This window comes from Changpingibacter yushuensis (assembly GCF_014041995.1).
Classification (GTDB): Bacteria; Actinomycetota; Actinomycetes; order Actinomycetales; family Actinomycetaceae; genus Changpingibacter; species Changpingibacter yushuensis.
On sequence record NZ_CP059492.1, the window covers coordinates 2,099,699 to 2,122,856 of the forward strand.

The 23,158-nt window shown below is 57.0% G+C and carries 21 protein-coding genes; 11 read left to right on the plus strand and 10 right to left on the minus strand.

Annotated elements, in window-relative coordinates; translation table 11 throughout:
* Positions 1–16 precede the first annotated feature (16 nt).
* Positions 17–2,443: an NAD-dependent DNA ligase LigA gene (gene ligA / locus H2O17_RS09160; RefSeq protein ID WP_182049394.1), complete on the minus strand. Its 2,427-nt coding sequence runs from the start codon at positions 2,441–2,443 to the stop codon at positions 17–19.
* 61 nt (positions 2,444–2,504) lie between these two features.
* Between ligA and H2O17_RS09165 the strand changes: the two genes are divergently transcribed.
* Together H2O17_RS09165 and H2O17_RS09170 are read left to right on the plus strand one after the other, a co-directional pair.
* Positions 2,505–3,203, plus strand: coding sequence for an SOS response-associated peptidase (locus tag H2O17_RS09165; RefSeq protein WP_182049395.1), 699 nt, complete (start codon positions 2,505–2,507; stop codon positions 3,201–3,203).
* A 213-nt stretch (positions 3,204–3,416) separates the two neighbouring features.
* Positions 3,417–3,671 (plus strand): WhiB family transcriptional regulator, encoded by a 255-nt coding sequence (locus H2O17_RS09170; RefSeq protein ID WP_182049396.1) that lies wholly within the window; start codon positions 3,417–3,419, stop codon positions 3,669–3,671.
* Between the two features lie 138 nt (positions 3,672–3,809).
* Here H2O17_RS09170 and H2O17_RS09175 read toward each other — a convergent pair whose 3' ends face one another.
* Positions 3,810–5,240 carry a sensor histidine kinase gene (locus H2O17_RS09175; protein ID WP_182049397.1) on the minus strand — a complete coding sequence of 477 codons (1,431 nt, stop codon included), beginning with the start codon at positions 5,238–5,240 and terminating at the stop codon, positions 3,810–3,812.
* A gap of 36 nt (positions 5,241–5,276) precedes the next feature.
* Between H2O17_RS09175 and H2O17_RS09180 the strand changes: the two genes are divergently transcribed.
* From H2O17_RS09180 to H2O17_RS09195, 4 genes are all read left to right on the plus strand, one after another.
* Entirely contained in the window at positions 5,277–5,744 is a 468-nt protein-coding gene (locus H2O17_RS09180) for a DUF2505 domain-containing protein (RefSeq protein WP_182049398.1), read from the plus strand.
* A gap of 356 nt (positions 5,745–6,100) precedes the next feature.
* Positions 6,101–6,547, plus strand: a complete 447-nt coding sequence (locus H2O17_RS09185) for an Hsp20/alpha crystallin family protein (RefSeq protein ID WP_182049399.1) — start codon at positions 6,101–6,103, stop codon at positions 6,545–6,547.
* A gap of 166 nt (positions 6,548–6,713) precedes the next feature.
* The gene (locus H2O17_RS09190) at positions 6,714–7,517 is read left to right on the plus strand and encodes a thymidylate synthase (protein WP_182049400.1); all 804 of its coding nucleotides are present in this window, start codon (positions 6,714–6,716) and stop codon (positions 7,515–7,517) included.
* 20 nt (positions 7,518–7,537) lie between these two features.
* Positions 7,538–8,074, plus strand: coding sequence for a dihydrofolate reductase (locus tag H2O17_RS09195; protein ID WP_182049401.1), 537 nt, complete (start codon positions 7,538–7,540; stop codon positions 8,072–8,074).
* 69 nt (positions 8,075–8,143) lie between these two features.
* Here the strand turns inward: H2O17_RS09195 and H2O17_RS09200 are convergent, their stop codons facing one another.
* The 5 genes from H2O17_RS09200 to H2O17_RS09220 all read right to left on the minus strand — a co-directional run bounded on the left by H2O17_RS09200 (position 8,144) and on the right by H2O17_RS09220 (position 15,186).
* On the minus strand, positions 8,144–8,887 hold the full coding sequence (locus H2O17_RS09200) for a CE1759 family FMN reductase (RefSeq protein WP_182049402.1): 744 nt from the start codon (positions 8,885–8,887) through the stop codon (positions 8,144–8,146).
* A 21-nt stretch (positions 8,888–8,908) separates the two neighbouring features.
* On the minus strand, positions 8,909–10,147 hold the full coding sequence (locus H2O17_RS09205; RefSeq protein WP_182049403.1) for an LLM class flavin-dependent oxidoreductase: 1,239 nt from the start codon (positions 10,145–10,147) through the stop codon (positions 8,909–8,911).
* A gap of 125 nt (positions 10,148–10,272) precedes the next feature.
* The gene (locus H2O17_RS09210) at positions 10,273–11,154 is read right to left on the minus strand and encodes a VOC family protein (RefSeq protein ID WP_220456751.1); all 882 of its coding nucleotides are present in this window, start codon (positions 11,152–11,154) and stop codon (positions 10,273–10,275) included.
* A gap of 304 nt (positions 11,155–11,458) precedes the next feature.
* Positions 11,459–13,441, minus strand: coding sequence for an ABC transporter ATP-binding protein (locus H2O17_RS09215; protein ID WP_182049404.1), 1,983 nt, complete (start codon positions 13,439–13,441; stop codon positions 11,459–11,461).
* The gene (locus tag H2O17_RS09220) at positions 13,438–15,186 is read right to left on the minus strand and encodes an ABC transporter ATP-binding protein (RefSeq protein ID WP_182049405.1); all 1,749 of its coding nucleotides are present in this window, start codon (positions 15,184–15,186) and stop codon (positions 13,438–13,440) included. Before H2O17_RS09220 ends, H2O17_RS09215 begins: the two co-directional genes overlap by 4 nt.
* A gap of 160 nt (positions 15,187–15,346) precedes the next feature.
* Between H2O17_RS09220 and H2O17_RS09225 the strand changes: the two genes are divergently transcribed.
* Positions 15,347–16,060 (plus strand): TetR/AcrR family transcriptional regulator, encoded by a 714-nt coding sequence (locus H2O17_RS09225; RefSeq protein WP_182049406.1) that lies wholly within the window; start codon positions 15,347–15,349, stop codon positions 16,058–16,060.
* Positions 16,061–16,114: 54 nt separating this feature from the next.
* Here H2O17_RS09225 and fumC read toward each other — a convergent pair whose 3' ends face one another.
* The gene (gene fumC / locus H2O17_RS09230) at positions 16,115–17,539 is read right to left on the minus strand and encodes a class II fumarate hydratase (protein WP_182049407.1); all 1,425 of its coding nucleotides are present in this window, start codon (positions 17,537–17,539) and stop codon (positions 16,115–16,117) included.
* A gap of 290 nt (positions 17,540–17,829) precedes the next feature.
* Between fumC and H2O17_RS09235 the strand changes: the two genes are divergently transcribed.
* Positions 17,830–18,009, plus strand: a complete 180-nt coding sequence (locus H2O17_RS09235; RefSeq protein ID WP_182049408.1) for a hypothetical protein — start codon at positions 17,830–17,832, stop codon at positions 18,007–18,009.
* A 209-nt stretch (positions 18,010–18,218) separates the two neighbouring features.
* Here the strand turns inward: H2O17_RS09235 and H2O17_RS09240 are convergent, their stop codons facing one another.
* Positions 18,219–18,731 (minus strand): DUF4282 domain-containing protein, encoded by a 513-nt coding sequence (locus H2O17_RS09240; protein WP_182049409.1) that lies wholly within the window; start codon positions 18,729–18,731, stop codon positions 18,219–18,221.
* 238 nt (positions 18,732–18,969) lie between these two features.
* Between H2O17_RS09240 and H2O17_RS09245 the strand changes: the two genes are divergently transcribed.
* Positions 18,970–19,662, plus strand: a complete 693-nt coding sequence (locus tag H2O17_RS09245) for a glutamine amidotransferase (protein ID WP_182049410.1) — start codon at positions 18,970–18,972, stop codon at positions 19,660–19,662.
* A 78-nt stretch (positions 19,663–19,740) separates the two neighbouring features.
* Here the strand turns inward: H2O17_RS09245 and H2O17_RS09250 are convergent, their stop codons facing one another.
* Positions 19,741–20,532: an IclR family transcriptional regulator gene (locus H2O17_RS09250; RefSeq protein WP_246311213.1), complete on the minus strand. Its 792-nt coding sequence runs from the start codon at positions 20,530–20,532 to the stop codon at positions 19,741–19,743.
* A gap of 170 nt (positions 20,533–20,702) precedes the next feature.
* Between H2O17_RS09250 and H2O17_RS09255 the strand changes: the two genes are divergently transcribed.
* Positions 20,703–21,575, plus strand: coding sequence for a D-hexose-6-phosphate mutarotase (locus tag H2O17_RS09255; protein WP_246311214.1), 873 nt, complete (start codon positions 20,703–20,705; stop codon positions 21,573–21,575).
* A 338-nt stretch (positions 21,576–21,913) separates the two neighbouring features.
* The gene (gene fucO / locus H2O17_RS09260) at positions 21,914–23,065 is read left to right on the plus strand and encodes a lactaldehyde reductase (RefSeq protein WP_182049412.1); all 1,152 of its coding nucleotides are present in this window, start codon (positions 21,914–21,916) and stop codon (positions 23,063–23,065) included.
* The last annotated feature ends 93 nt before the right edge of the window (positions 23,066–23,158 follow it).

Consider the following 23,158-nt stretch of genomic DNA (forward strand, 5'->3'; position numbering starts at 1 on the left):
AAGGCCACACTTTCGGTCAGGCTTCGGAAGCTGGGCCACTTGCTAGGAGCGCGTTGAACGCATCCTCGTCAAGGATCGGAACACCCAGTGCCTCGGCCTTGGTGGCTTTGGACCCAGCGTTCTCGCCTACCACGACGTAATCGGTCTTCTTGGAGACCGTGCTGGCGGCCTTGCCTCCATGCAATTGGATGGCTTCCTTTATGCCGTCGCGGGTGAAACCGCGCAGCGAACCAGTGGCCACAATTGTCAGACCAGCAAGGGTCTGCGGAGCTTGGGATTCGCTGACTTCATCGGCAAAGACGACTCCGGCCGATGCCCATTGTTCGACGATCTCTTGATGCCAATCCACGTCGAACCACTCTCTGAACGATTCGGCAATGATAGAACCCACACCCTCCACTTCCGCGAGGTCTTCAACGCGCGCGTTCCGCAGGGCGTCTAGCGAATGGTAACGATCGCTGAGTGCTTTCGCAGCGGTTGGGCCCACGTGACGGATCGAAAAAGCCACGATCTTGCGCCACAGCTCCTTGGTTTTGGCGGTGTTGAGCTCATCGACGACTCGGGTGATCGATTTTCCTGGCTCTGACGGCGTATCGAGGAATGGTTCTTGGCCACGCGGGCGCTTCCACTTCGGCTTGGTCCATGCGGCACGCACTCGCCGGAAGTCTCCTGTCAACTCACCGCTCTTACGAATCTCTTGCCATATCCACACGTCGCGCACCGATTCAGCAGTCAGGTCAAATAGACCAGCTTCGGTCTCCAGTACGGGCTTCTGCGGATCGGGAATACCAAGTTCGCGAACTAAGGCTGCCGGAATGATTTCTTCGGAGTGAATGATGGCGCCGTCGTGGTCAATAACGCCACGATCCACGAGCCACTCCTTCGCAACGGATATCGTGCGTGATCGCCCAGTGATCGGATCTTCCAGAGTCAACGAGTGACCAGTGACAAGTGACATGAGAGCGTCGTTGCGTAGGGCTTCTGGGTTCGTCAGCCATAGTGCGGTCACGCCTCCCAGTGCTTCGATGTCGAGTGCACCACGCGATCCAATGTGGCTTACCCGTTCGGCGAGTTGAGCCGGGCACGACTTTGTGTTCGGGCATCGAAGGTCCACGTCACCTTCTTTAGCTGGCGCAATCGGAGTTCCGCACGATGGGCAGGTGCGTGGCATTTTCCATTCGCGCTCGCTGCCGTCACGTGCAGCCAGCACAGGGCCCACCACCTCAGGAATCACGTCGCCTGCTTTGCGGAGCACCACCATGTCGCCAATGCGCACGTTCTTGCGCTCCACTTCCTTCGGGTTGTGAAGAGTGGCCTGCGCCACCACCGAGCCAGCCACCTTAATGGGTTCCATGACGGCAAATGGTGTGACACGGCCTGTGCGGCCAACTTGGGTGCGGATGTCCAAAAGGCGTGTTTCCACTTCCTCAGGCGGGTACTTGTACGCAACGGCCCACCGCGGCACCCGCGAGGTGGTACCCAAGTCTTGTTGGAGCCCACGATCGTTGACCTTGAGTACTGCACCATCAATGCCGTGCAGCAGGGTGTAGCGCGCTCCGGCGTACTTGTGAATGAAGGCCACAACCTCTTCCCACGATGAAACGAGCTCAGTGTATGGAGAGACGGGAATGCCCCATTCAGAGAAGAGTTCATACACGCCCTCCTGCGTGGCAAGCCGCGCAGCGGTTATATCGGAAACGCCCTGAAGCGCACCAATACCGTGGGCAATAAAGGAAAGCGGGCGCGCAGCCGTCACTTTGGGATCCTTCTGGCGCAGCGAACCGGCTGCTGCGTTGCGCGGATTTGCGAACTCTTTGAGCCCTTCCCCACGCAGTCTTGCATTGAAGGTTTCAAACTCGGCAAGAGGAAAGAACACCTCGCCGCGCACTTCCATCACCTCAGGGAAACCCGAACCCATAAGGGTTTCTGGAATTGCCCCAATGGTCTTGGCATTGTGGGTGACGTCTTCGCCTGTCACACCGTCGCCTCGGGTGGCGGCCACTGTGAGTTTGCCAGCTTCATAGCGAATGTTGAGCGCTAGTCCATCTATCTTGGCCTCTGCAGTGCATGTGAGGGCACCGTGGGTTTCAGTTGCTAGGCCCACATACCAGTTCTGCAGTTCCTCAAAGGAAAAGACGTCCTCTAATGAGAACAGCCGTTCGAGATGAGTCACAGGAGCAAAACCCGAGGTAACCACCGCTCCAACAGCCGTGGTGGGAGAATCCGGGACTGCCAGTTCCGGGAAGGCGGCCTCGAGCGCGCGCATCTCGTGAATCATTCGGTCATAGTGTTCATCTGTGATGTCGTTGAACCCCGAATGGTAGCTGCGCTGTGCGCTCGCAACCTGAGGAGCGAGCTCCTCCCACCGCAAGGCGGCCGATCGGCTGTCTGCAGGCACGTCACTCAGTTCTGAAAAATCGCTCACAGCCCTATTCTTCCCCATGGACGGGAAATGACCACACGGCAGACTCCCGTCAGAGCTGCGAACCACGTAGGCTGGCCACATGTGCGGCCGATACGCCTCTTTCATGTCTGTTGCTGATGTCCAGTTGGCATTCAACCTCGACCACATCGGCGAGGACGTTCAAGAGTTGCGCCCGTCATGGAATGTGGCTCCAACCCAAGACGTCGCCGTCGTCGTCGAACGATACGCACAAGACGCGGCCGTCAAGAAACCCATCCGTGAACTGCATATGGCGCGTTGGGGCTTAGTACCACCGTGGGCCAAGGACCTCACATCGGGGCCGCCGCTCATCAACGCTCGACTTGAGACGGTGGATGAAAAGAAATCGTTTGCGCCCTCGCTCGCAAAGCGCCGATGCATAGTGCCGTCGAACGGATACTACGAATGGCAGCGTCAGGGAGATTCGAAGACGCCATTCTTCATTCACGACGACGAACTCCTTGCCTTCGCTGGCTTGTACTCGTGGTGGAAGGCTTCAGACGGGAAATGGATCCTCTCCGTCACAATCGTGACTAGGGAGGCACAGCCTCCGCTCGATACAATTCACGATCGCATGCCTGTGGTGCTCGAACCCTCCGAGTTTGCAGCGTGGCTGGATCCAGACATGACTGACCTGCATGCCGCGAAGGCGCTGATATCGCGGCCAAATCGGGACCTTCGTGCGCATCGAGTGAGCCGCGCAGTGGGCAGCATTCGCAACAACACACCCGCCAACATTGAGCCGGTTGAGACTCACTGACTCAGCTCATCAAAGGCCGCGAGGTAGCCGAAGCTCAAGCCGAAACTAGGCGTAGCAATATTTCGCTGAGATTCAAGTGATTTCAACAGGGGACAATGTCACGTTTTTTCCTCTTTACGGGTCAAGCCAAAACTGGGACTCTAGATAACAGTTCTGTAAAACCACTCAGTGTTTGGGAATCTCCCTTGTCACTGTTGAAAAGGAGTGCATTCCATGGATTGGCGCCACCGGGCCGCGTGTCTAACTGAAGACCCCGAACTCTTCTTCCCCATTGGAAACTCAGGCCCGGCTATTGCTCAAATTGAGCAGGCCAAGCGCGTATGCAACCGTTGCGAGGTTTCAGATGTTTGCCTTAAGTGGGCACTTGAATCGGGCCAGGATGCAGGTGTGTGGGGTGGTCTCTCAGAAGACGAGCGCCGCTCCCTCAAGCGGCGCACGGCCCGTGCGCGGCGCTCGAGCGTTGGCTAGGACCAACGGCCTCGACTGCCGATAAGGCGTGGACCATACTTAGGCAGTGCGGGAATCCAATGGCGGATTCCCGCACTGCTTTTTTGTAAGTTGTGTACAGCAGCAGAACCTACTGACCGTCCTCCGAGTAGCCACCCTCTATTCGTCGATGAGCATCTCAAGGTGAACGCGGGTCCCTCCCCCATCGCGGTCCTCCCACGCGATCGCGCCATGGAGTTCTCCCTCAACCATGGTCTTGACGATCTTCGTGCCGAGGCCCGAACCCGGCTTGCTGCCCTGGAGCCCAGCGCCGTCGTCGTCCACAAAAACAGTCAGATGGTCGCCATCGCGACGAGCGGTAACGCTCAGGTTCCCGCCGTTAGGCAGTCCGTGTTCCACGGCATTGGAAACCAACTCATTGAGCACCACTGCGAGCGCAGTTGTTTGATTAGCGCCAATGCGGCCAAAGGATCCTTCTAACCGCGAGCGCACAACCACGCCGGTGGCCGCGATGTCGCTGGCCATGCGCAAGAGTGGGCCAAATACGTCGTCGAACTCGACGTGTTCATCAATGGTCTGCGACAAGATTTGGTGGACAAGTGCGATCGTGCCGACGCGGCGTTGCGCATTGTCCAGCGCTGCCTTCGTCTCTTCATTTGTGGCCCGACGCGCCTGCATGCGCAACAGCGCCGATACAGTCTGGAGATTGTTCTTCACCCTGTGGTTGATCTCGCGGATCGTCGCATCCTTGGTGAGCAGTTCCTGTTCGCGCCTGCGTAGCTCAGTGATGTCGCGGCACAGTATGACCGCGCCTTTGCGCACCCCGTCATCACGCAACGGCAGCGCACGCATGGAGAGAATGGTGCCGTGCGATTCGATTTCAGTGAGCCACGGCGCCCGCCCCATCACAACCACTGGCAGTGATTCATCCACCTGGGAGTGGTCCTCAATGACGTCAGTGACCAATTCGGCAAGCACCTTGTCTTGGAGGGCACCCACCACGCCAAGCCGGTGCAGATTCGAAACCGCGTTGGGGTTTGCGAAGATAACTTCACCATCATCGTTGAGCTGCACAAACCCATCAATGACGCGAGGGGTTCCATGCCGGTACCCAGTTGGAGCACCGTCATAGGGGAACTCGCCAGTTGTCACCATATGGAACAGTCTGTCCGCCACAGCCTCGTAGGTGGAAAGAACTTGGCTGGGAACGCGATCGCCAACGTATGCACTTGCCACACACAGCAGTGCGATGTTCTTCTTCTCCCGCTTGACCGGGTAGAGATCGGCAAACAGGCCCGAGACTTCGAGAGAACGGCGCCGCCCATCCTGCAAGACAAGCGGGCCAAGACGCGACATATCCTCCGTTCCGGCGTGACCGACGACGTCGTCGTCGAAAAACGTGACGGAGGTGGCCGGGCGGCAATGTGCCGCGATCGTAAAGGTTCCATCCTGATTTGGAACGATGAGCAAGATGTCCGCGAAAGCCACATCGGAGATGACCTGCCAGTCCCCTACCAGTTGATGCAGCCATTCACGGTCCGTGGGTGAAAGCAGTTCTGTTCGCCCAAGAATATTCGTCAGAGTTGGCACCTCTACAGCCTAAGGCCAATCAGGCAGAATGGAGGCATGCAGATCACGAAGAAGATTACTGTTGAAGCCACCCCTGAACAGGTTGTGGCCGCCCTGCTTTCGAATGAACTCGCGGCAAAGCGCATGGCAATGCTGGGAGTTACTGATTACACACACACCGTGACGGGCAACGTCGCCACCACAACCGTGGCCGTTCCCGCCCAGAAACTCCCGAGCCAAGCGCGCACGTTTGTCAAGAATGACGTCAAGGCCGTCATTACTGGGACCGCCTCAGGCAACGTGGTTGCGTACAACGTGGATGTGAAGGGGGTTCCCGTCAAGATCGCGATGACCGCAACTGCCGATGCTGCCGGAGCTGCCACGTCTCTTCTTGTTGATGCCGACGTCGCCGTAAAGATTCCGTTCGTGGGGGCGAAGGTTGAGAAGATGGCGGCCGGAAAGGTGGATGGGCTCCTCGCTAAGGATGCCGCTCTGGTGACCGAAACCATCAAGGAAATGAACTAGAAGATCAAACCGATAGGAGACGCCCACCCAGCGTTGCACTGCGACGTGGGTGGGCGTCTCCTATTCGTCTCATCTGCCTGCCTCCCGTCGTTTGTGTCATCTGCCTGCCTCCCGTCGTTTGTCTCATCTGCCCGCCTCCCGTCGTTTGTCTCATCTGCCTGCCTCCCGTCGTTTGTGTCATCTGCCTGCCTCCCGTTTGCAGCGGTGGTGAGCGACATTCAACTAGGACAATTCACAAGCTTCACCTTGAGCGAACCAGACTCAACTTTAGTTGCGGAACATCAGCTCAAGACTTAGCGTTGTAAACAGCAGATCGGGGAAGTTCCCCGAACCGTGAGATTCTGGAGATGAACACAATGGCAACATACACAAGCGATCCATTCCGCGACATTGAGCGTTTCATGAACAGCACGCTGCGAACCCCCAACACCGCAGCCATGCCGATGGACTTGTTCCGTAGGGGTGACGAATTCGTGGCCCGCATCGACCTACCTGGCGTGGATCCAGAGACGATCGATATCGATATCGACGAGCGGACCTTGACGGTGCGCGCGGAACGCGTGGCCGATTCCACGGCCGACGTCAAGTGGCTTTCGCGGGAGCGTCCAACAGGAACATTCGCACGCCAGTTGACGCTCGGATACGGACTAGCCGTTGACAAGATCGATGCCGATTACCGCGATGGCGTACTCACTGTGACACTGCCGGTCTCGGAGGAGTCCAAGCCGCGCAAGGTCACCGTGAACCACGTGTCTGGCGGACACGTCATTGACGCCCCCGCACAAGAGGCCGTCTCCGAATAAGGTCTGCGGCACAGGCACAAGCTAGTAGGCCGCTAAGGCACGGGTGGAACCAACGCCCTCTCGCCTGCGCGGGCTCAGGGGAGCACTTCAGCTGAAGTGCTCCCCTTTTTTGTGCCACGATGCCACAGCCTCCTCGTATAGCAGATGGTCCGACTAGACTTGTGGCATGGGCATCAACCGCGCGTATGAAGACCTACTTGCCGACGTTCTGGAGAACGGCACTCTCAAGGGTGACCGTACCGGGACAGGAACCCTATCGGTCTTCGGCCGCCAGATTCGGTTCAACCTTGCGGAGGGATTCCCCCGGATAACTACCAAGTTCGTGCCGATGAAGTCTGTCAAAGGTGAGCTTCTGTGGTTCCTTCAGGGTTCCACAAACACAGGGTGGCTGAAGGAGAACGGCATTACGATCTGGGATGAATGGGCTGACCCAGACGGCAACCTCGGGCCCATCTACGGGTACCAGTGGAGAAGCTGGCCCACGCCAGATGGGCATCACATCGACCAGATTGCTCATATTGTTGAGCAACTTACAACCACGCCGGACTCTAGGCGAATAATCGTATCCGCCTGGAACGTGGCAGATCTCAGCGAGATGGCTTTGCAGCCTTGCCATGCGCTGTTCCAGTTCTACGTGGCAGATGGCAAGCTCTCGTGTCAGCTCTACCAACGCAGCGCTGACCTCTTCCTTGGCGTCCCGTTCAACATAGCCTCCTACGCCCTCCTCACACATATGTTGGCCCAACAAACAGGGTTGGACGTAGGAGAGTTCATATGGACTGGCGGGGACTGCCACATCTACCTCAACCACCTCGATCAGGTGAAGGAACAGCTCTCCCGAGCTCCGTATCCCTTCCCCACATTGCACTTGAACAAGGCTGCATCGATTTTTGATTACCAGATGGATGACATCGACGCCTCGGATGGATATCAGCATCACCCGGCCATCCGGGGAGCCGTTTCCGTCTAACTACAGCGAGGAGAAGAGCCATGATAGGCATGATCTGGGCTCAAGCGAGAAACCGAGCCATCGGCAAGAACAACACCGTACCGTGGCACGTGCCCGAAGACTTGGCGTTCTTCAAACGAGTTACTCACGGGCGGCCAGTCCTCATGGGCCGCAAGACGTGGGAATCCCTCGATGCGAAGTACCGCCCACTTCCGGGACGAACAAACGTGGTGATCACACGCCAAGAAGGATATGTTGCTGACGGAGCCGTAGTGGTATCGAGTATCGATGATGCTATTGCCACGCTCGCCGATACAACCGACGTCATGTGGGTGATTGGCGGCGGACAAATCTATACGGATGCGATGCCATTGGCTGATTTCGTGGTCATGACCCACTTGGACATCGATGTACCGGACGCCGATGCCTTCGCACCCGCCATCCCTTTGGGCTGGAACATTGCTTCGGTTGACCCAACGCGTGGATGGACCGAATCCACCAGCGGCATTCCTTACCGCTTTATGGTGTACACGCGGCCGGGAGTCAAGCTCCCCGAGTCGCTGTACCTGCCTGGATGAGATGTGGGGGTGTTCGCCTTGAACACCCCCACATCCTCTGGTGCCTATTTCCCTGAAGTGACAGTGGCGCTACTTCATCAGCTTCTCGAAGTCCACAAAGTCAGGGAAGTACTTCGTAGCATCCTCCAGCTCAGACGGGTTGGCCTTCTCAGGCTTTGACCGGGTGGCCTCTGCCTGCGAAACGGCTTCGTTGCGGTCCCCATCCACGCCTGTACGTGTGCCTTCGGGCGCTTCGGCCTCACGTGCATGCAGCGGTGCGTGAGACTCAAGCAGAAGAAGCATCGCCAGTTCAGCGCCTTCACGTTGGATGCGCTGAGCGAGGGTCTGGCCCGCTGTGGCATCGAACCCAACTCCAGGTGCGCCCCAGTCCTCAGTTGCGGCATACACAGCAGTCGTGGGCACCACGGCATGCAGGTACACCATGAGCGGGCGCATGGAATGCTCGATGATGAGACTGTGGCGGGGCGATCCGCCGGTCGCGCCAAGCGCGACCGGCTTTGACCGCAGCACGTCCTCAGGCAGAACGTCAAAGAAGCTGATGAACAGACCCGAGGGAAGGGCATTGTAGATCGGTGTGACAGCCACGATGGCGTCGGCCTGCTCCACCTTGGTGAAGAGCTCCTCAAGATGCGGACTTGGGAATCCAGTTACCATTGCATCGGCGATGTCACGGGCATATGGCCGCAGGCTCACAACTTCGGTGGCCGCTCCACCCATCGCTTCCGCTGCCGCCCGCGCAATCTCCGTTGCAAGGTGCACGGAGGCCGAACCATCTGACATTCCGCCTGTAACTGCCAATACCTTCATCGTCATGAGTCCCTCTCAAATAGACCATCAGTGCAGGCCGCGGGCCCGCTTGATGAGATCGTCAACTCCAGCAACAGCAGCTGCATCTGAATCCGCCTGAGCGTAGAAGCTTGCTCCTGTCACGTCATCCACTGCGCCAGCCGGCACATGTTCCTTTGTGCTTTGGGTGGCGGCGTATTCCTCCATTGATTGCCCAGCGCGCGCAGCTGCCACACGTGGGTGCACTGGAGCCTCGGGCGTGCCCGGCTTTCGCATGGCTTCGAACTCGCGCTTGAGCACAGGCAAGACCTCCGCGCCGAACAGGTCGAGTTGGTTGAGCACCGTCTTCAGAGGCAAACCTGCGTGATCAATGAGGAACAACTGACGCTGGTAGTCACCCACCATTTCGCGGAATCCCAGAGTGCGGTCAATGACCTGCTGCGGCGAACCAACAGTCAATGGGGTCTCTGTTGAGAACTCCTCCAGTGACGGTCCATGCCCGTACACGGGGGCGACGTCGAAGTAGGGCCGGAACTCCCGCACGGCCTGTTGAGAATCCTTCGCCAGATAGAACTGACCACCCAGTCCAACGATCGCATCCTCAGGGCGCCCGTGACCGTAGTGCGCGAAACGCTGGCGGTACAACGCCACCATACGTTTGGTGTGCGATGCGGGCCAGAAAATGTTGTTGTGGAAGAAGCCATCGCCATAGTAGGCGGCTTGTTCCGCTATCTCTGGAGATCGGATGGAGCCGTGCCACACGAACGGTGCGACGCCGTCGAGCGGGCGCGGAGTGGAGGTAAAACCACGAAGCGGCGTGCGGAACCGGCCCTCCCAATCCACCACCTCTTCATCCCACAGCTGACGTAGAAGTTGATAATTCTCCACCGCCATGGGGATTCCCTGACGAATGTCTTTTCCGAACCACGGATAGACAGGGCCAGTGTTGCCACGCCCCATCATGAGGTCCATGCGCCCGTTCAACAGGTTCTGCAACATCGCGTAGTCTTCGGCAATCTTCACCGGATCATTGGTGGTGATCAGCGTGGTAGATGTTGAAAGCAGAATGCGTTCGGTTTGCGCACCGATGTATGCGAGCGTGGTGGTCGGAGACGAGGAAAAGAAGGGTGGATTGTGATGCTCGCCCAGCGCAAACACGTCCAAGCCGATTTCCTCAGCATGCTTCGCAATAGCGACGACGGCGTCGATCCTCTCCTTCTCGTTGGGGAGATGACCAGTTGTTGGGTCCTCGGTGACGTCCGAGACGGTAAAGATTCCGAACTGCATGGTTCCGCTTCCTGGTTAACGTGGCAATGTGCCACAAGCACTGAGCATGTGAAGTGCCACAAGCACTGAGCATGTGAAGTGCCACATGGGTTTTGACAAGTTGAGTTGTAGTTGTGGAGTTGGCGTTACACCGCGAGTCGGACCGTATTCCCCCATGGGTCATTGGTTTCTACGCTTGTTCCATCATTGCGTACAGCGAACCCGGCAGTCACTAGGCGATCTGCCGCAGCGCCGAGCGCCTGGTCATCTGGGACTGTCACGTCCACCCGCCCAAGGCCGAGGCTCGGAGCCCGAAAACCAGCCCCAGCACTACCCCACGTGTTCATAGCCATATGGTGGTGGTAACCGCCAGCCGAAACGAAGAGAGCGGAGTTGCCCATTCGTGACGTCTGTTCAAATCCGAGCGTTTCAACGTAGAACCTGTGGGCTGAGGCCACGTCACCCACTTGGAGGTGCACATGCCCCAAGCTCAGATCGTTGCCGCCTTCGCGCAGCATGATGCCAGCACCTGGCATGTGATCGTTGACGAAGGCATTTGGATCGATGTACTCGGTGGTCATGTAGACACCACGTGAGTCCCATTTCCATGTGTCCCGGGGGCGATCCACATACAGCTCCACGCCGTTACCTTCTGGATCATCTAGGTAGAAAGCTTGAGATACCGCATGATCCCCGCTACCAGTGAACAACTCAGGAACCTTCTGAGCAATGCGAATAACGGCTGCTGCCAGTTCACGAGGATTCTCGAACACAATCGCAGTGTGGAAGAGCCCTGCCGAACCTTCCGGGCGCAGAGGAAGGGACGGATCCTCTTGAAGGACTACAACCGTTGTGCCACCCGTGAGCGATCCGGGCTGCTGGCGGCCCAGTTCAACACGGCCGTTTCCTTCGCTCAAGACATCAAGGCCAACGACCTCGTGATAGAAGCTGGACATAGCCGCGAGATTGCGAACATCCAGTTCCACGAGTCCCATCCGGGTGGCCGCCGGCAACAGATCCTGGTTCACTGCATCCTCCACTGTTCTAGGGCGGTAGTACTGCGTACCACCATTTAGTTCAAGGTTTAACTATTTAGCTCAACACTACACGCATGGCATATATTCCACAGGCCATTGGGGCATGGGACACATCTGGGACAAGAAGGTAGGTGCTGCACACGCAGATAAGGGAAGGCTGGCACGCATCGTGCCAGCCTTCCCTTAGTACTCGAGTTCCGCACCTAAGGCACGGACTACCGGCCCAGCTTCCGTGCCAACCAGGCACCCCGAACTAGAACGGAGGCCACGGCGGCCTCATCACTCGATCGTGCCCTTACTCAACTACATCGAACTGCGAGTTGTAGAGGTCTGCATAGAAGCCCGCTTGAGCCAACAGTTCCTCATGCTTGCCAAGCTCCACAATGTCGCCATCCTTCATCACGAAGATGATGTCTGCGTTGCGAATTGTCGAAAGTCGGTGCGCAATTACAAAGGATGTGCGCCCTTCCGTCAAGGTATCGATGGCATCTTGAATGATCTTTTCGGTGCGTGTATCGATGGAAGAGGTCGCCTCGTCGAGGATGAGCAGCGGATTATCCGCAATCATCGCCCGAGCGATAGTGACAAGCTGCTTCTGGCCAGCGGAGAGCGAGTTCTCCTCGCCCATCACCGTATCTAGTCCGTGCGGCAACTGCTTCACCAGTTCGGTCAATCCAACTTCCTCAACGACTTCCTTCAGGTGTTCATCGCTCACGTCCGGCGTGCGGTACACAAGGTTCTCGCGCAGAGTCCCGTTGAAGAGCCACGTATCCTGCAAGACCATTGAGAACAACGAATCCACATCTTCGCGCTTGAGGTCTGACGTGGAAACCTCGTCAATGAAAATGTCGCCTGAATCCACGTCGTAGAAACGCATCAGAAGATTGACAAGGGTTGTCTTTCCAGCGCCGGTTGGGCCGACTATGGCGACCTTCTGCCCTGGATACACATCTGCAGAGAATCCGTGGATGATCTCCTTACCCGGCACATAGCTGAAATGAACGTCTTCGAAACGTACGTGGCCACGCACCTCATGCTCATGATCTGGCTTGTCTGACTCATCAGGCATTTCGTCCTCGTCAAGCAATTCAAAGACGCGAGTTCCTGCAGCAGAGGCGCTCTGGAACGAAGTAGCCGCCTGCGCGATGTTTGCCAACGGCTGCGTGAACAGGCGAATGTACATCATGAAGGAGACGATCACGCCGATCGAGATCGTGTCATTGATGACCAAGACTGCGCCGACCACGCACACCACCACGTAGCCTAGGTTGCCCACGAACTGCATGATTGGCATCATCATGCCGCCCAAGAAATCGGCGCGCCAAGTGCTCTGATAGAGCTTGTCGTTGCGACGCTTGAACTCATCCTTCACAACGGGTTCAGCGTTGAAGGCACGCACTACTACGTGGCCCGCGAGCGTCTCTTCGATATGACCATTGAGCGCACCGAGTTCACGCTGGCGACGCTCGAAGAACTGCTGACTGGTCGTCATGACAATAAGGGTCAGCGCAAAGCCCACGACTGCTGCTGCGATTCCAGAGAGCGCCATGCGCCATTCCGTCGCAAACATCATGATGGCTGAACCAAGGATGGAGACCACGCCAGTGATAATCGTGCTCACCGAACTGTTCAAAGTCTGCGAAAGCGTATCCACATCGTTCGTTACTCGCGAGAGAGTATCGCCGTGGCTCGTTCGGTCGAAGTACGAAAGAGGCATGCGATCAATCTTCGTGTTGATTGCCGTACGCAGGTTCTGTGAGGTGCGCTGGGTGGCCGTCACCATGAGGCGGGCTTGAACGTAGGTGAAGACGAAGCTCCCTACCAGCACAGATACAGTGATGATCACCAAACGCCGGATCTCATCCATATCGATGGATGAGGCCAACCCTGCGCTTATCGTGTTGGTGATGTCCTGGAGGTAGTGCGGCGTGATGACGCTGAGCACCGAACCCACCACGGCCAGAACCACAGCCAGAATCATGTGCGGCCAGTAATCGCGCGCAAATACAAGCATCTTGCTCAGCGTGGGGCCGATATTCGAGACGGCCTTACCGCTCAGCTTCCCTCCGCTAGAACCTCGCCCGCCCGGGCCGTGCCCACCAGACCCGGGACCTCTGCCCGGCCCATGGCCGCCGCCAGCGTTGCCACTGGACTCCAGTTGCTTCTGCCGAACCTCTTCAGCAGCTCGCTGCCCGGCAGCAGCACTTGCTATTTCATTCTCGAGTTCGATCTGCTCTGGAGTCTTGACGTCGGAAGCACTTGCTGCAGAGGTACTCATGCCAGTTCCTCCTCACTGAGTTGAGATAATGCAATCTCGCGATACACCGCGTTGTTATCCATGAGTTCTTGGTGGGTACCAGATCCGACTACCCGTCCCTTGTCGACGACGAGGATACGATCAGCATTGCGAACCGTTCCAATTCGTTGCGCCACGATAATGACGGTGGCCTCGCTGGCTTCGGTGCGAAGTGCATCGCGCACGTCGCGGTCCGTTCGGTAGTCCAATGCAGAGAAGGAATCGTCAAAAATCATGATCTCCGATTGACGTGCCACCGCACGTGCTATGGAAAGCCGCTGCTTCTGACCACCGGAGTAATTGGTGCCGCCTTGGGAGACGTGAGCGCCATATCCCTCATCTTTCTGAGAGATGAACTTAGAGGAAGCGGAAATGCGCGCCGCCTGAACGATGTCCGCCGGAGTTATCTCCGTGGATCCCGTTCCGTAATCAATATTGGAGGCGACAGTTCCCGAGAACAACGTGGCCTTCTGGGGAACGTATGCGATGCGGTTGCGGAGTTGACGCTGGTTCCATTCACGTACATCAACACCATCGACCAAGATCTCTCCTCCGCGAACATCGAAGAAGCGCGGGATGAGGTTGACGATCGAAGACTTTCCCGATCCAGTTGCACCAATAAGCGCGACCGTCTCACCAGGATGTGCAGTGAACGATACGTCGTGGATGGCGTCGTCGTCGGCATCTGGATAACGGAAATCGACGTTACGGAACTCTACGAGCCCACGCTCGCCAGATTGCGTGACCGGCCCATCTTTGATGGAGATGTCTGTACGCAACACTTCGCTAATACGACGGTAAGAAACGCGTGCGCGCGGGAAGAAGATGAACACTACCGCGAGCATCATGAACGCACCAATGACTTGCATTGCGTAGGAAGAGAACACAATCATCTGCGAGAACAGCAGCATGCGTTCTTCTGGAGCACCTGCATCGTTGATCATGTGCGCACCCAGTGCGTAGATCGCAATAGTCAATCCTGACATGATTGAGGTGAGCGCTGGCATGAGGAACGCCATCGTCGCGTTGACATACATCGACGTTCCAGTGAGTTCGTCGTTTGTATGCTCAAATCGCTTCGCGTGGAACCCTTGCGCGCTATATGCGCGGATAACCCTCAAGCCGTCAAGGTGTTCGCGGGTGACCCGGTTGAGGTCGTCGGTGATGCGCTGCATACGCATCATCTTGGGCATCACAAGACTCATGATGACAACGAGGAACAGCATAACGATGACTACCGTGATGGCCGTTGCGATCGTCCACGTGGTGTTCTTGTCAGCGATCTTGGTCATGGCCCACACGGCCAGAATCGGTGACTTAATCGCCATCTGCAGACCCATGACCACGAACATCTGAATCTGAGTGACGTCGTTGGTGGAGCGGGTGATGAGGCTCGAAAGCGAGAACCGATTGGATTCTGCCATTGAGAAGTCCATGGTCTGGTCGAACACTGCACCACGCAGGTTCTTCGCCAGAGTTGCACCGATCATCGCGGTGCAGAAGCCGGTCACGATAGCGGCGCACATTGAGCCGAGCGCGCATAGCAACATGTATCCACCCTGCTGAAGCACGTCACTCATTTCGGAGTTCGGCGTGACGATCAAGGTGGTGATGTCCTGCATGTAATCAGGCAACTTGAGGTCGAGGTAGACCTGCGTCACGATCGCGCACAACGCGATCACGGCCAAACCCCACTCCCTCTTACCTATATACGTAAAAATCTTCATTCGTCCATCCTTGACGCCCGTGACGTCTGATACAGGTGACTCTTATATACATTTGTTTCAACGAGACAGTTGTACCAATAATGTGGCATACTGTCAAAGGAACACATCACGAAGTCGTTCACACAAAGCAGTGCACTGCTTTACGAGGAGGATGAATCGCATGGCCCGCCAGGCCCGAACAACCGAGAATCTCAAGGATCGCATGGCAGATGCACTTCTTGAGCTGCTCGCCGAGAAACCATACTCAGAGATCTCGGTAAGCGAAATCACGGATCGGGCGGACGTGGGGCGCGCCACCTACTACAGGCACTTCGCATCAAAGAAGGACGTCCTCTTATACAAGTTCGATGTGATCTTCTCCCAGACAGAACACCACGAAGCGCTGCGTCTCCCCTACCAGCGTGCGGACCAAGCCGCCATCAAAGAACATCTCATTACGCAGTTCAAGAGCTTGTCTGCCTACAAAGACGTTCTGCAGCTCATCTACTCCCGCGATTTGGATTACGTCCTCTTCGTCTATATGTACAAGGAGACAATAGCGAGGCTCTCTGACAAGACCCTCGTGAGCCGCTACCGCACCGCGCTACACGCCGCAACAACCTTCGCTATCACGGATCAGTGGATCACCTCGGGCTTCGAACAGACGCCGGAGGAGATGGTTGACCTCATCATGTACCAGCTCCGGCCTGGGCCGCATCCACCTGAACGCGACAGTGAGATCCCGTGGAAGGCTAAGCACTGGCATGGTTTTGGCGAAGAAACCTCGGCAGTAGCGGACGGTGAAATGCCTGTCACAGAAACGGCCTACTGCACACAGCCCGACGCCGTTGGTGATGCCACTCGCAATACCGTTGGGGAGATGAGCTGCAACTAGGGGGTGCACTTCACAGGAAGCACACCCCCTACCCAAACAAATCTCGCGGATCTACTACTCTTCTTCAGCTGGAGTGGGCTGCGTCATGTGTGCAGGGACCACCCACTTGTCAAACTCGCCGGCTGAGAGAAACTCCAGTTCCATCGCAGACTCGCGCAACGAGATGCCCTTCAGGTGAGCATTCTTCGCGATCTTCGAGGCTTTGTCATATCCAATATGGCGATTGAGCGCCGTCACCTGCATGAGGTTGATGTCCAGATTGTGCTTGATCTGTGGCAGATTCGGTTCAATTCCTCGGGCGCAGTGCTCTTCGAAACTCACACATGCGTCTCCAATAAGCTCGATGGACTCAAGTACCGCCCATGCCATCACAGGTTTGAACACATTCAGCTGGAAGTTGCCCTGTGAACCCGCGAACCCAACGGTTGCGTCATTGCCAAAAACCTTCACGGCGACCATCGTCATCGCTTCACACTGAGTGGGGTTGACCTTGCCCGGCATGATGGAACTCCCCGGCTCATTCTCCGGAATAAGAAGCTCTCCGATTCCATTGCGTGGCCCTGAAGCGTACCAGCGAACATCATTCGCGATCTTCATCAAAGCACCGGCAAGTACTCGCAGTGAGCCAGAGACTTGCACCAAGGCATCGTGCGCTGAAAGCGCGGCGAAAAGGTTCCCAGCTTGCTTGAAACTGAAGCCTGTCTCTTCACTGATATACCGGGCAGCGACCTTTCCAAAATCCGGATGAGAGTTCAGCCCAGTGCCTACCGCCGTGCCGCCAATTGCCAGTTCGCGAGCGCGCGAATCAGAATACTTGATTCCTTCGATTGCAAAATCGATCTGGGCAATCCACCCAGAAATCACTTGCCCCAATGTAATTGGAGTGGCGTCTTGCAAGTGGGTCCTGCCAACCATGACCACATCGCCAAACTGCTCGGCTTTGCGTGCCAGCGTGTCGCGAAGCTTACGGACATCGGGATACAGCTTGAGGTTGAGTTCGTTGACAATCGCAATATGCATCGCAGTTGGGAACGTGTCATTTGACGACTGACCACGGTTGACGTGATCGTTGGGGTGGACTGGAGACTTCGAGCCCATCACGCCACCTGCGAGTTCGATCGCACGGTTAGAGATGACCTCGTTGGCGTTCATGTTCGACTGAGTACCTGAGCCGGTTTGGAACACGACGAGCGGGAACTCATCATCCAGAGCACCCGAAATAACCTCGTCACTCGCTTGCTGTATGAGGTCCGCAATGTCCGCGGGAAGCTCCCCCAACTGTGCATTTGCTTGCGCAGCAGCCTTCTTGAGTATTCCAAGTGCCTGGATCATCGGACGCCCCCACACGAAGGTGGAGCGGCCGATTTCAAAGTTGTGGAGGCTACGTTCTGTTTGCGCTCCCCAGTAATGTGCAGCGGGAACGTCAATTGTCCCCATCGAATCGGACTCGGTCCGCACTGATGAAGTATCACTAACCATGACCCAAGGCTACCCCAGCACATGCTGAGAGCTCAGGCCACTTTCCCCCTAATTCAAACTTTGGGAATAACCACTATCCAAACCCCGTTGTGTGGATGTACAGTGAATCTCCTGCGCAAGCAGGACTTTCACTTGCACAGCACGCGCAACAGATTGCGCACCAGCACTTGCTGCTGGTTGCCCGCGCCGGTTCAAGGCATTCCTTGAGTCCTGCGCTGCCCCGCATTCACCTGCGGGACTACGGAAAAAACGGGCGTGGAGCCTCAACGCTCCGCCCACGAGGAGAAGAAATGAATATCAATACAACTCAACAGCTCCGCCATGCGGAGGCAGAACTCAAGTCTGCAGAAGCAGAAGTTGCCACGCTTGGCATCTTCGCATCGGCCTCACGCGCAGAACGCGCGCAGTTCCGGCTGGACGCCGCACGGCGCGCCGTCGCTGAACTTGGTCATCTGAGCTACGCCGCCTGAAACAGGTAGCGTGCTGCGACACTGTCGCGGCCCTCAACGCGAGTGGCGGGTGGGAATCTTCCCACCCGCCACTCTTGTATATACGTATCGCTGTGCTTGTGATCCTTGCTAGCGCTTCACAAACCGCTGGCAGCCTCGCGTGAGGCCCGAGAAGACCGGGGTTCGCACCACCAATCAAAGAGGGCTTGGCATTCGCGGCAATCGAACGTTTACTTCTTGTCGGTCTTTTCCACAATCTTGCTCGTGTTCTGAGCAGTGCGAATGAGCGCGATAGAAACCTCAAGCCCAACTCTGGCCAGAAGAATGTACAGGAATGCCCCGACCCCTCCGAAGACTAGGGCGCCGAGGAATCCCAGGAATCCGTACCGACTAGCACCTGAAATAACTGCGGCAATCCACGCCAGAACTGCCAGCACGATCACAACGATGTAAACGATCTTGACAACTTTGATTGTTACAAAGTTCTTGAACTCAAAATCGAAGAGTGCACCAAAGAATCCCTTGTCGGAATCATCCTGAGTTGGCTGCGGGTACATCGGAGCGCTAGACCATGCTTGACCTGAGGCCTGCTGACCGTACGTTTGCCCATAGGGTTGGCCATATGGTTGCCCGCTAGGCTGTTGGAAGGGCTGTTGAGGCCGCGCCCCTTGGTGCTGGCCACCTCCAGTTGGCTGATCGCCCGAAGGCACATTCTGTCCGTGTGGCACTGGCGGTTGAGTCATGAAGAGTCCTTTCCACAGAGCACTCGACTGGAACGAGTACCTTAACCTATAGACTAACCGCCCAATAGCCTCATTCGAAGCATGTCCATCTATGCGTGCGCGCACGTTCTCCCACCAGAGACCGCAGTTAAGCTAGCGTCACGGTGGCGTGGGCATACTCTGCCCATGGCGGCCTCATCTAGGTCAGCCCACATCTATGAGAGTCCGCCAGCCAGTATCGAAGTGAGTGAGGTAAGGAATGGACAAGACGGCCTTGGTTGTCCAACACGTTGCATTCGAGGATCTTGGGATCATTGAACCCATCCTGCTTGGCCGCGGCTTCACTATCCAGACAGTCCAAGCGGGCGTGGACCCCCTGCCCGACGATGTCACGGCGTCGCTTGCAATTGTTTTGGGTGGTCCAATTGGTATCGCGGACGCCGATCGCTACCCCGTCGTCGTCCAAGAAATCGCGTGGTTAGAGCGCAGGCTTGACCTCAATCTTCCCACTCTGGGCGTGTGCCTTGGCGGGCAGCTCATCGCAGCGGCACTGGGTGCAGAAGTTTCGTCCTCAGGACGCACCGAAATCGGCTTCGCGCCACTCACCTTTTCCGACGTATCCGGAAACGTGTTAAGCACGTTGGGCGAAACTCCCGTGCTGCATTGGCACGGTGACGAGTTCGCCATTCCGGAAGGCTGCGAACTCTTAGCGTCTACACCGCTCTTCCACAACCAAGCTTTTCGGCGCGGGGAGAACGTGCTGGCACTTCAGTTTCACCTCGAAGTCTCCCCACTCACTCTGGAGAGGTGGTTCATCGGGAATGCGTTCGAACTTGCGGCGCATGGCATTGATCCGCGCGACCTGCGCCGGGACACGGCGGCGTTTGGCGCTGCCCTTGAAGAACTTGGCGGGCAAGTCTATGACGCGTGGTTGACCGGAGCAGGACTGTAAGAGTCGCAAGTACGGCGCGTAATTCAGCCCAAATCCCAGCCCAGGTCACAGCCCAATGGCCAGAATCCACGCCCGACGTCACCGAATATCGTGGAACAGACTCACACCAATTGAATCTGCGTGCATGCGAACTTCCTCAGCGATGCCACGTGCGAACTCAACGCGCCGCTCCTCGGGCATGCGTTCGGTCGGTGTGGATACTGAGATGGCCATCGTTCCCCCACCTGGCAGGCTAATCGGAACTGCCACGCAGCAGATGCCGGCCTCGTTTTCTTCGAGTTCCTGAGTCCATCCGCGCGTGGGAAAGAGTTCAATATTGGACTCCAGCGACGCTCGCAAACTATCGATCGTCTCCTCGCGTGCCAGCTTGAGAGATGGATCGGACAGGTAATAGTCCACCGACCGTTCGCCTTCGGGTGAGGATGCGATGAGGGCGCGGCCCAGACTTGTGCGTGCAGCAACCGCCTCTCGGCCTATCCGGGAGACCACCCGAATAGCGCGGTCCGGCTCTACCTTGTCCAAATAGATGATGCTGGTTCCGGTGAGTCGACCCAGGTGAACAAGTTCATTGAAGCGCCGAGAGATTCCCACAAGTACAGGGTGCAGCTCGTCAACTATGCGTTGCGTATGGGTGTGGTAGGACGCGATGGGGCCAATGCCTTCCCCTAAACGGTAATACCCAGTCTCTTCGTCCTGTTCAACCCACGTGTACTCACGCAGAGTGGCCAACGTGTTGTAAGCCGTTGTCTTGTTGATATCCAAGCTTCGCGCAATAAGTGTCAACGGAACACCGTCCGCATCGCTTCGTGCTAGGAAATCAACAATTCGAACAGCCTTGCCCACACTGGCGAGAAGCTTCGTTGTTGCCATACCTAACATTCTACTGACAAACGGGCAGCATCTTGGAATCGGTCCCACCTGTGCACGGAACCACAGAGCGGCTCCTCTGTGACATGATGAGTGGGCATTAGCTACACCCGCACGTCCCATCGCCCGAGTGAGAACTCAGACGCACGTGGAACAGAATCGAAGAAATCACAGTGGATTCACTACCGTTTGTTCATGGACCCATCGCAGGGATAACTCTGGAATCGCACAACGCTATGCCTGCCCTCGTGATTTCCACCCCACGCGTCAACGCACTGATCTACATCCAAGGAGCGCAGCTGGCTCAATGGCAGCCTGCAGGCCATACGCCCGTGCTCTTCATGAGCAGCGCTTCTCAGTTCGAACCAGGTCAGGCAATTCGTGGAGGTGTACCTGTCATCGCCCCATGGTTTGGTCCGTCAGATGCTGGCCGTCACGGCTGGGCCCGCAATCTGGATTGGGAACTCACGTCGATCGATGAATCCGACGACGGCGACGTCGTCGTGAGACTGGAACTCCCTCAGGGACGAGTTGGAGCCCCACTCAGTACTGAAGTTAGCCTCACGCTTGAGATAAGGCTCGGCGCGCGCCTGTCGGTGAAGCTCAGTGCAACCAACACGTCAGATCACACGATCCGCCCAGAACTCGCGCTCCACGCGTACTGGGCAGTGGAGGCGCGCGCCCTTGTTGCTAGTGGCATCGAGATGGGTGGGCGTGACAGCCTGAACAGCAACGCAGCGATCCCAGCTGGCACCTTTGAGGCTCTGACCGGCCAAGCAGTCGACCGCTTCTATCCGTTCGACGCGCCGATCGTGCTGCAAGATGCCGGGAACCAGCGAGAAATCAAGATTTCTTCACCCGACGCCACCAATGCGGTGGTATGGAATCCTGGCATAACGGGATCGGCAGCGAGCGCAGATATGGACGCCGAGGATTGGACGCAGTTTATCTGCGTAGAAGCAGCACGCGCCCGCGATGCCCGCCCCATCATCACACCCGGCACAACCGCGCAGCTTTCGCTTCATGCGGAGGTTGCCCATCTGTGATGCGGTGAGCGTTCGCCAGCGCTTGTTGTTTCGTTGATCTGGGTACATGTACCCCGTTTGCCCGGTCAGTTACGTAACGTTGACCGCACTATCTTCGTACCGCTTGCCGGGCTCCTTACGTAGCGTTGGCCGGGCGGCATCCGGCTGCACATCTTGCACGCAACCCGGTTGACTCGTGCACACACTTCCGTTCCGGAGCGGTGGCGACCATTGGCCCATGACATGGCAGGTTCACCTCAATAGCCTGAAAGTGGCGATGCGTGACGGCGTTTCGTGCCACATCGTTGTGGAGATTCGTTGCACCGCTGCTCGAACACCATTGAAAGGCGAGGACAAACATGATTAACCGCATGGTTTGGAACCAGACTGCGTACTTCGGTCCTGGCGCCATCACCGCAATACCCAACGAACTTCGGCGCCGCTCGTTCACAAAGGCCTTCGTTGTCACTGATCCCGTACTCATTGAGACCGGAGTGGCACAGAAGGTTCTCTCTTTGCTCGACGACGAAGCGTTCCCTTACGTTGTCTTCTCAGACATCAAGCCCAACCCTCCCATCGAAAACGTCTTGGCCGGGCTTGCGGCATTTGATGAGGCCAAAGCAGATGTGCTCATTGCGATTGGCGGTGGGTCACCTCAGGATACGTGCAAGGCAATTGGAATCATCGCAAACAATCGCGAGTTCTCAGACGTTCGGTCGTTGGAGGGAACCGCGGCAACAACTAACCCTTCTGTTCCCATCATCGCCATTCCCACAACAGCGGGAACCGCTTCGGAGACCACCATCAACTACGTCATTACGGATACAGAAAACAAGAGGAAGTTCGTGTGCGTGGATCCGCACGATATTCCCATTCTCGCGATCGTTGACCCAGAGATGATGGCCTCAGCACCCCGGGGGCTGAAGGTGTCCACCGGGCTAGATGCACTTACTCATGCCATTGAAGGCTACATAACGGCCGGAGCATTTGACCTGTCAGATATGTTCCATATCAAGGCGATTCAGATGATTGCGACGGCTCTACCTTCCGCGGCAGACGGCGATCCGGAGGCCGCCGATCAGATGGCCATGGCCCAGTACATTGCTGGTATGGGATACTCCAATGTTGGCCTCGGGCTGGTGCACGGAATGTCGCATCCACTGGGCGCGTTCTTCAACGCTCCGCATGGGCTCGCCAACGGCATTCTGTTGGCTGCCGTACTCGAGTACAACGCTCCAAATAGTGGTGAGAAGTATCGCGCGATCGGTGAAGCCTTTGGAGTTGACGGCGCCCGGACTCTTCCCATTGAGGAGGTTCGTGAACAAACCGTCGCGGCCATCCGAGATTTCGCAATCAAGCTGGGCAACCCGACGAGCATCAGTGCAATCGGTGCCACTGAAGCGGATATCCCGTCATTAGCCGAAGCCGCCTATGCGGACGTGTGTACGGGTGGAAATCCGCGCAAGACCAACCCGGAGGAGATCGCGGCAATCTATCGGTCACTTCTTTAGAGGCTTCTCTTTCGGCTTCCCTGCGGTCTTCGCAAGCGCGGACCGCTCCTGCAGGCTGGATTCACCGCGTCCACACATGAGGTACACGTGGAA

What these genes read in the sequence shown, in the direction of transcription:
- fumC (WP_182049407.1), bottom strand. Translation starts at nt 17,539, where the DNA reads ATGGTTAGTGATACTTCATCAGTGCGGACCGAGTCCGATTCGATGGGG.
- H2O17_RS09200 (WP_182049402.1), bottom strand. Translation starts at nt 8,887, where the DNA reads ATGACGATGAAGGTATTGGCAGTTACAGGCGGAATGTCAGATGGTTCG.
- H2O17_RS09170 (WP_182049396.1), top strand. Translation starts at nt 3,417, where the DNA reads ATGGATTGGCGCCACCGGGCCGCGTGTCTAACTGAAGACCCCGAACTC.
- H2O17_RS09225 (WP_182049406.1), top strand. Translation starts at nt 15,347, where the DNA reads ATGGCCCGCCAGGCCCGAACAACCGAGAATCTCAAGGATCGCATGGCA.
- H2O17_RS09180 (WP_182049398.1), top strand. Translation starts at nt 5,277, where the DNA reads ATGCAGATCACGAAGAAGATTACTGTTGAAGCCACCCCTGAACAGGTT.
- H2O17_RS09235 (WP_182049408.1), top strand. Translation starts at nt 17,830, where the DNA reads ATGAATATCAATACAACTCAACAGCTCCGCCATGCGGAGGCAGAACTC.
- H2O17_RS09245 (WP_182049410.1), top strand. Translation starts at nt 18,970, where the DNA reads ATGGACAAGACGGCCTTGGTTGTCCAACACGTTGCATTCGAGGATCTT.
- H2O17_RS09240 (WP_182049409.1), bottom strand. Translation starts at nt 18,731, where the DNA reads ATGACTCAACCGCCAGTGCCACACGGACAGAATGTGCCTTCGGGCGAT.
- H2O17_RS09190 (WP_182049400.1), top strand. Translation starts at nt 6,714, where the DNA reads ATGGGCATCAACCGCGCGTATGAAGACCTACTTGCCGACGTTCTGGAG.
- H2O17_RS09215 (WP_182049404.1), bottom strand. Translation starts at nt 13,441, where the DNA reads ATGAGTACCTCTGCAGCAAGTGCTTCCGACGTCAAGACTCCAGAGCAG.
- H2O17_RS09220 (WP_182049405.1), bottom strand. Translation starts at nt 15,186, where the DNA reads ATGAAGATTTTTACGTATATAGGTAAGAGGGAGTGGGGTTTGGCCGTG.
- H2O17_RS09185 (WP_182049399.1), top strand. Translation starts at nt 6,101, where the DNA reads ATGGCAACATACACAAGCGATCCATTCCGCGACATTGAGCGTTTCATG.
- H2O17_RS09165 (WP_182049395.1), top strand. Translation starts at nt 2,505, where the DNA reads ATGTGCGGCCGATACGCCTCTTTCATGTCTGTTGCTGATGTCCAGTTG.
- ligA (WP_182049394.1), bottom strand. Translation starts at nt 2,443, where the DNA reads ATGGGGAAGAATAGGGCTGTGAGCGATTTTTCAGAACTGAGTGACGTG.
- H2O17_RS09250 (WP_246311213.1), bottom strand. Translation starts at nt 20,532, where the DNA reads ATGGCAACAACGAAGCTTCTCGCCAGTGTGGGCAAGGCTGTTCGAATT.
- H2O17_RS09205 (WP_182049403.1), bottom strand. Translation starts at nt 10,147, where the DNA reads ATGCAGTTCGGAATCTTTACCGTCTCGGACGTCACCGAGGACCCAACA.
- H2O17_RS09195 (WP_182049401.1), top strand. Translation starts at nt 7,538, where the DNA reads ATGATAGGCATGATCTGGGCTCAAGCGAGAAACCGAGCCATCGGCAAG.
- fucO (WP_182049412.1), top strand. Translation starts at nt 21,914, where the DNA reads ATGATTAACCGCATGGTTTGGAACCAGACTGCGTACTTCGGTCCTGGC.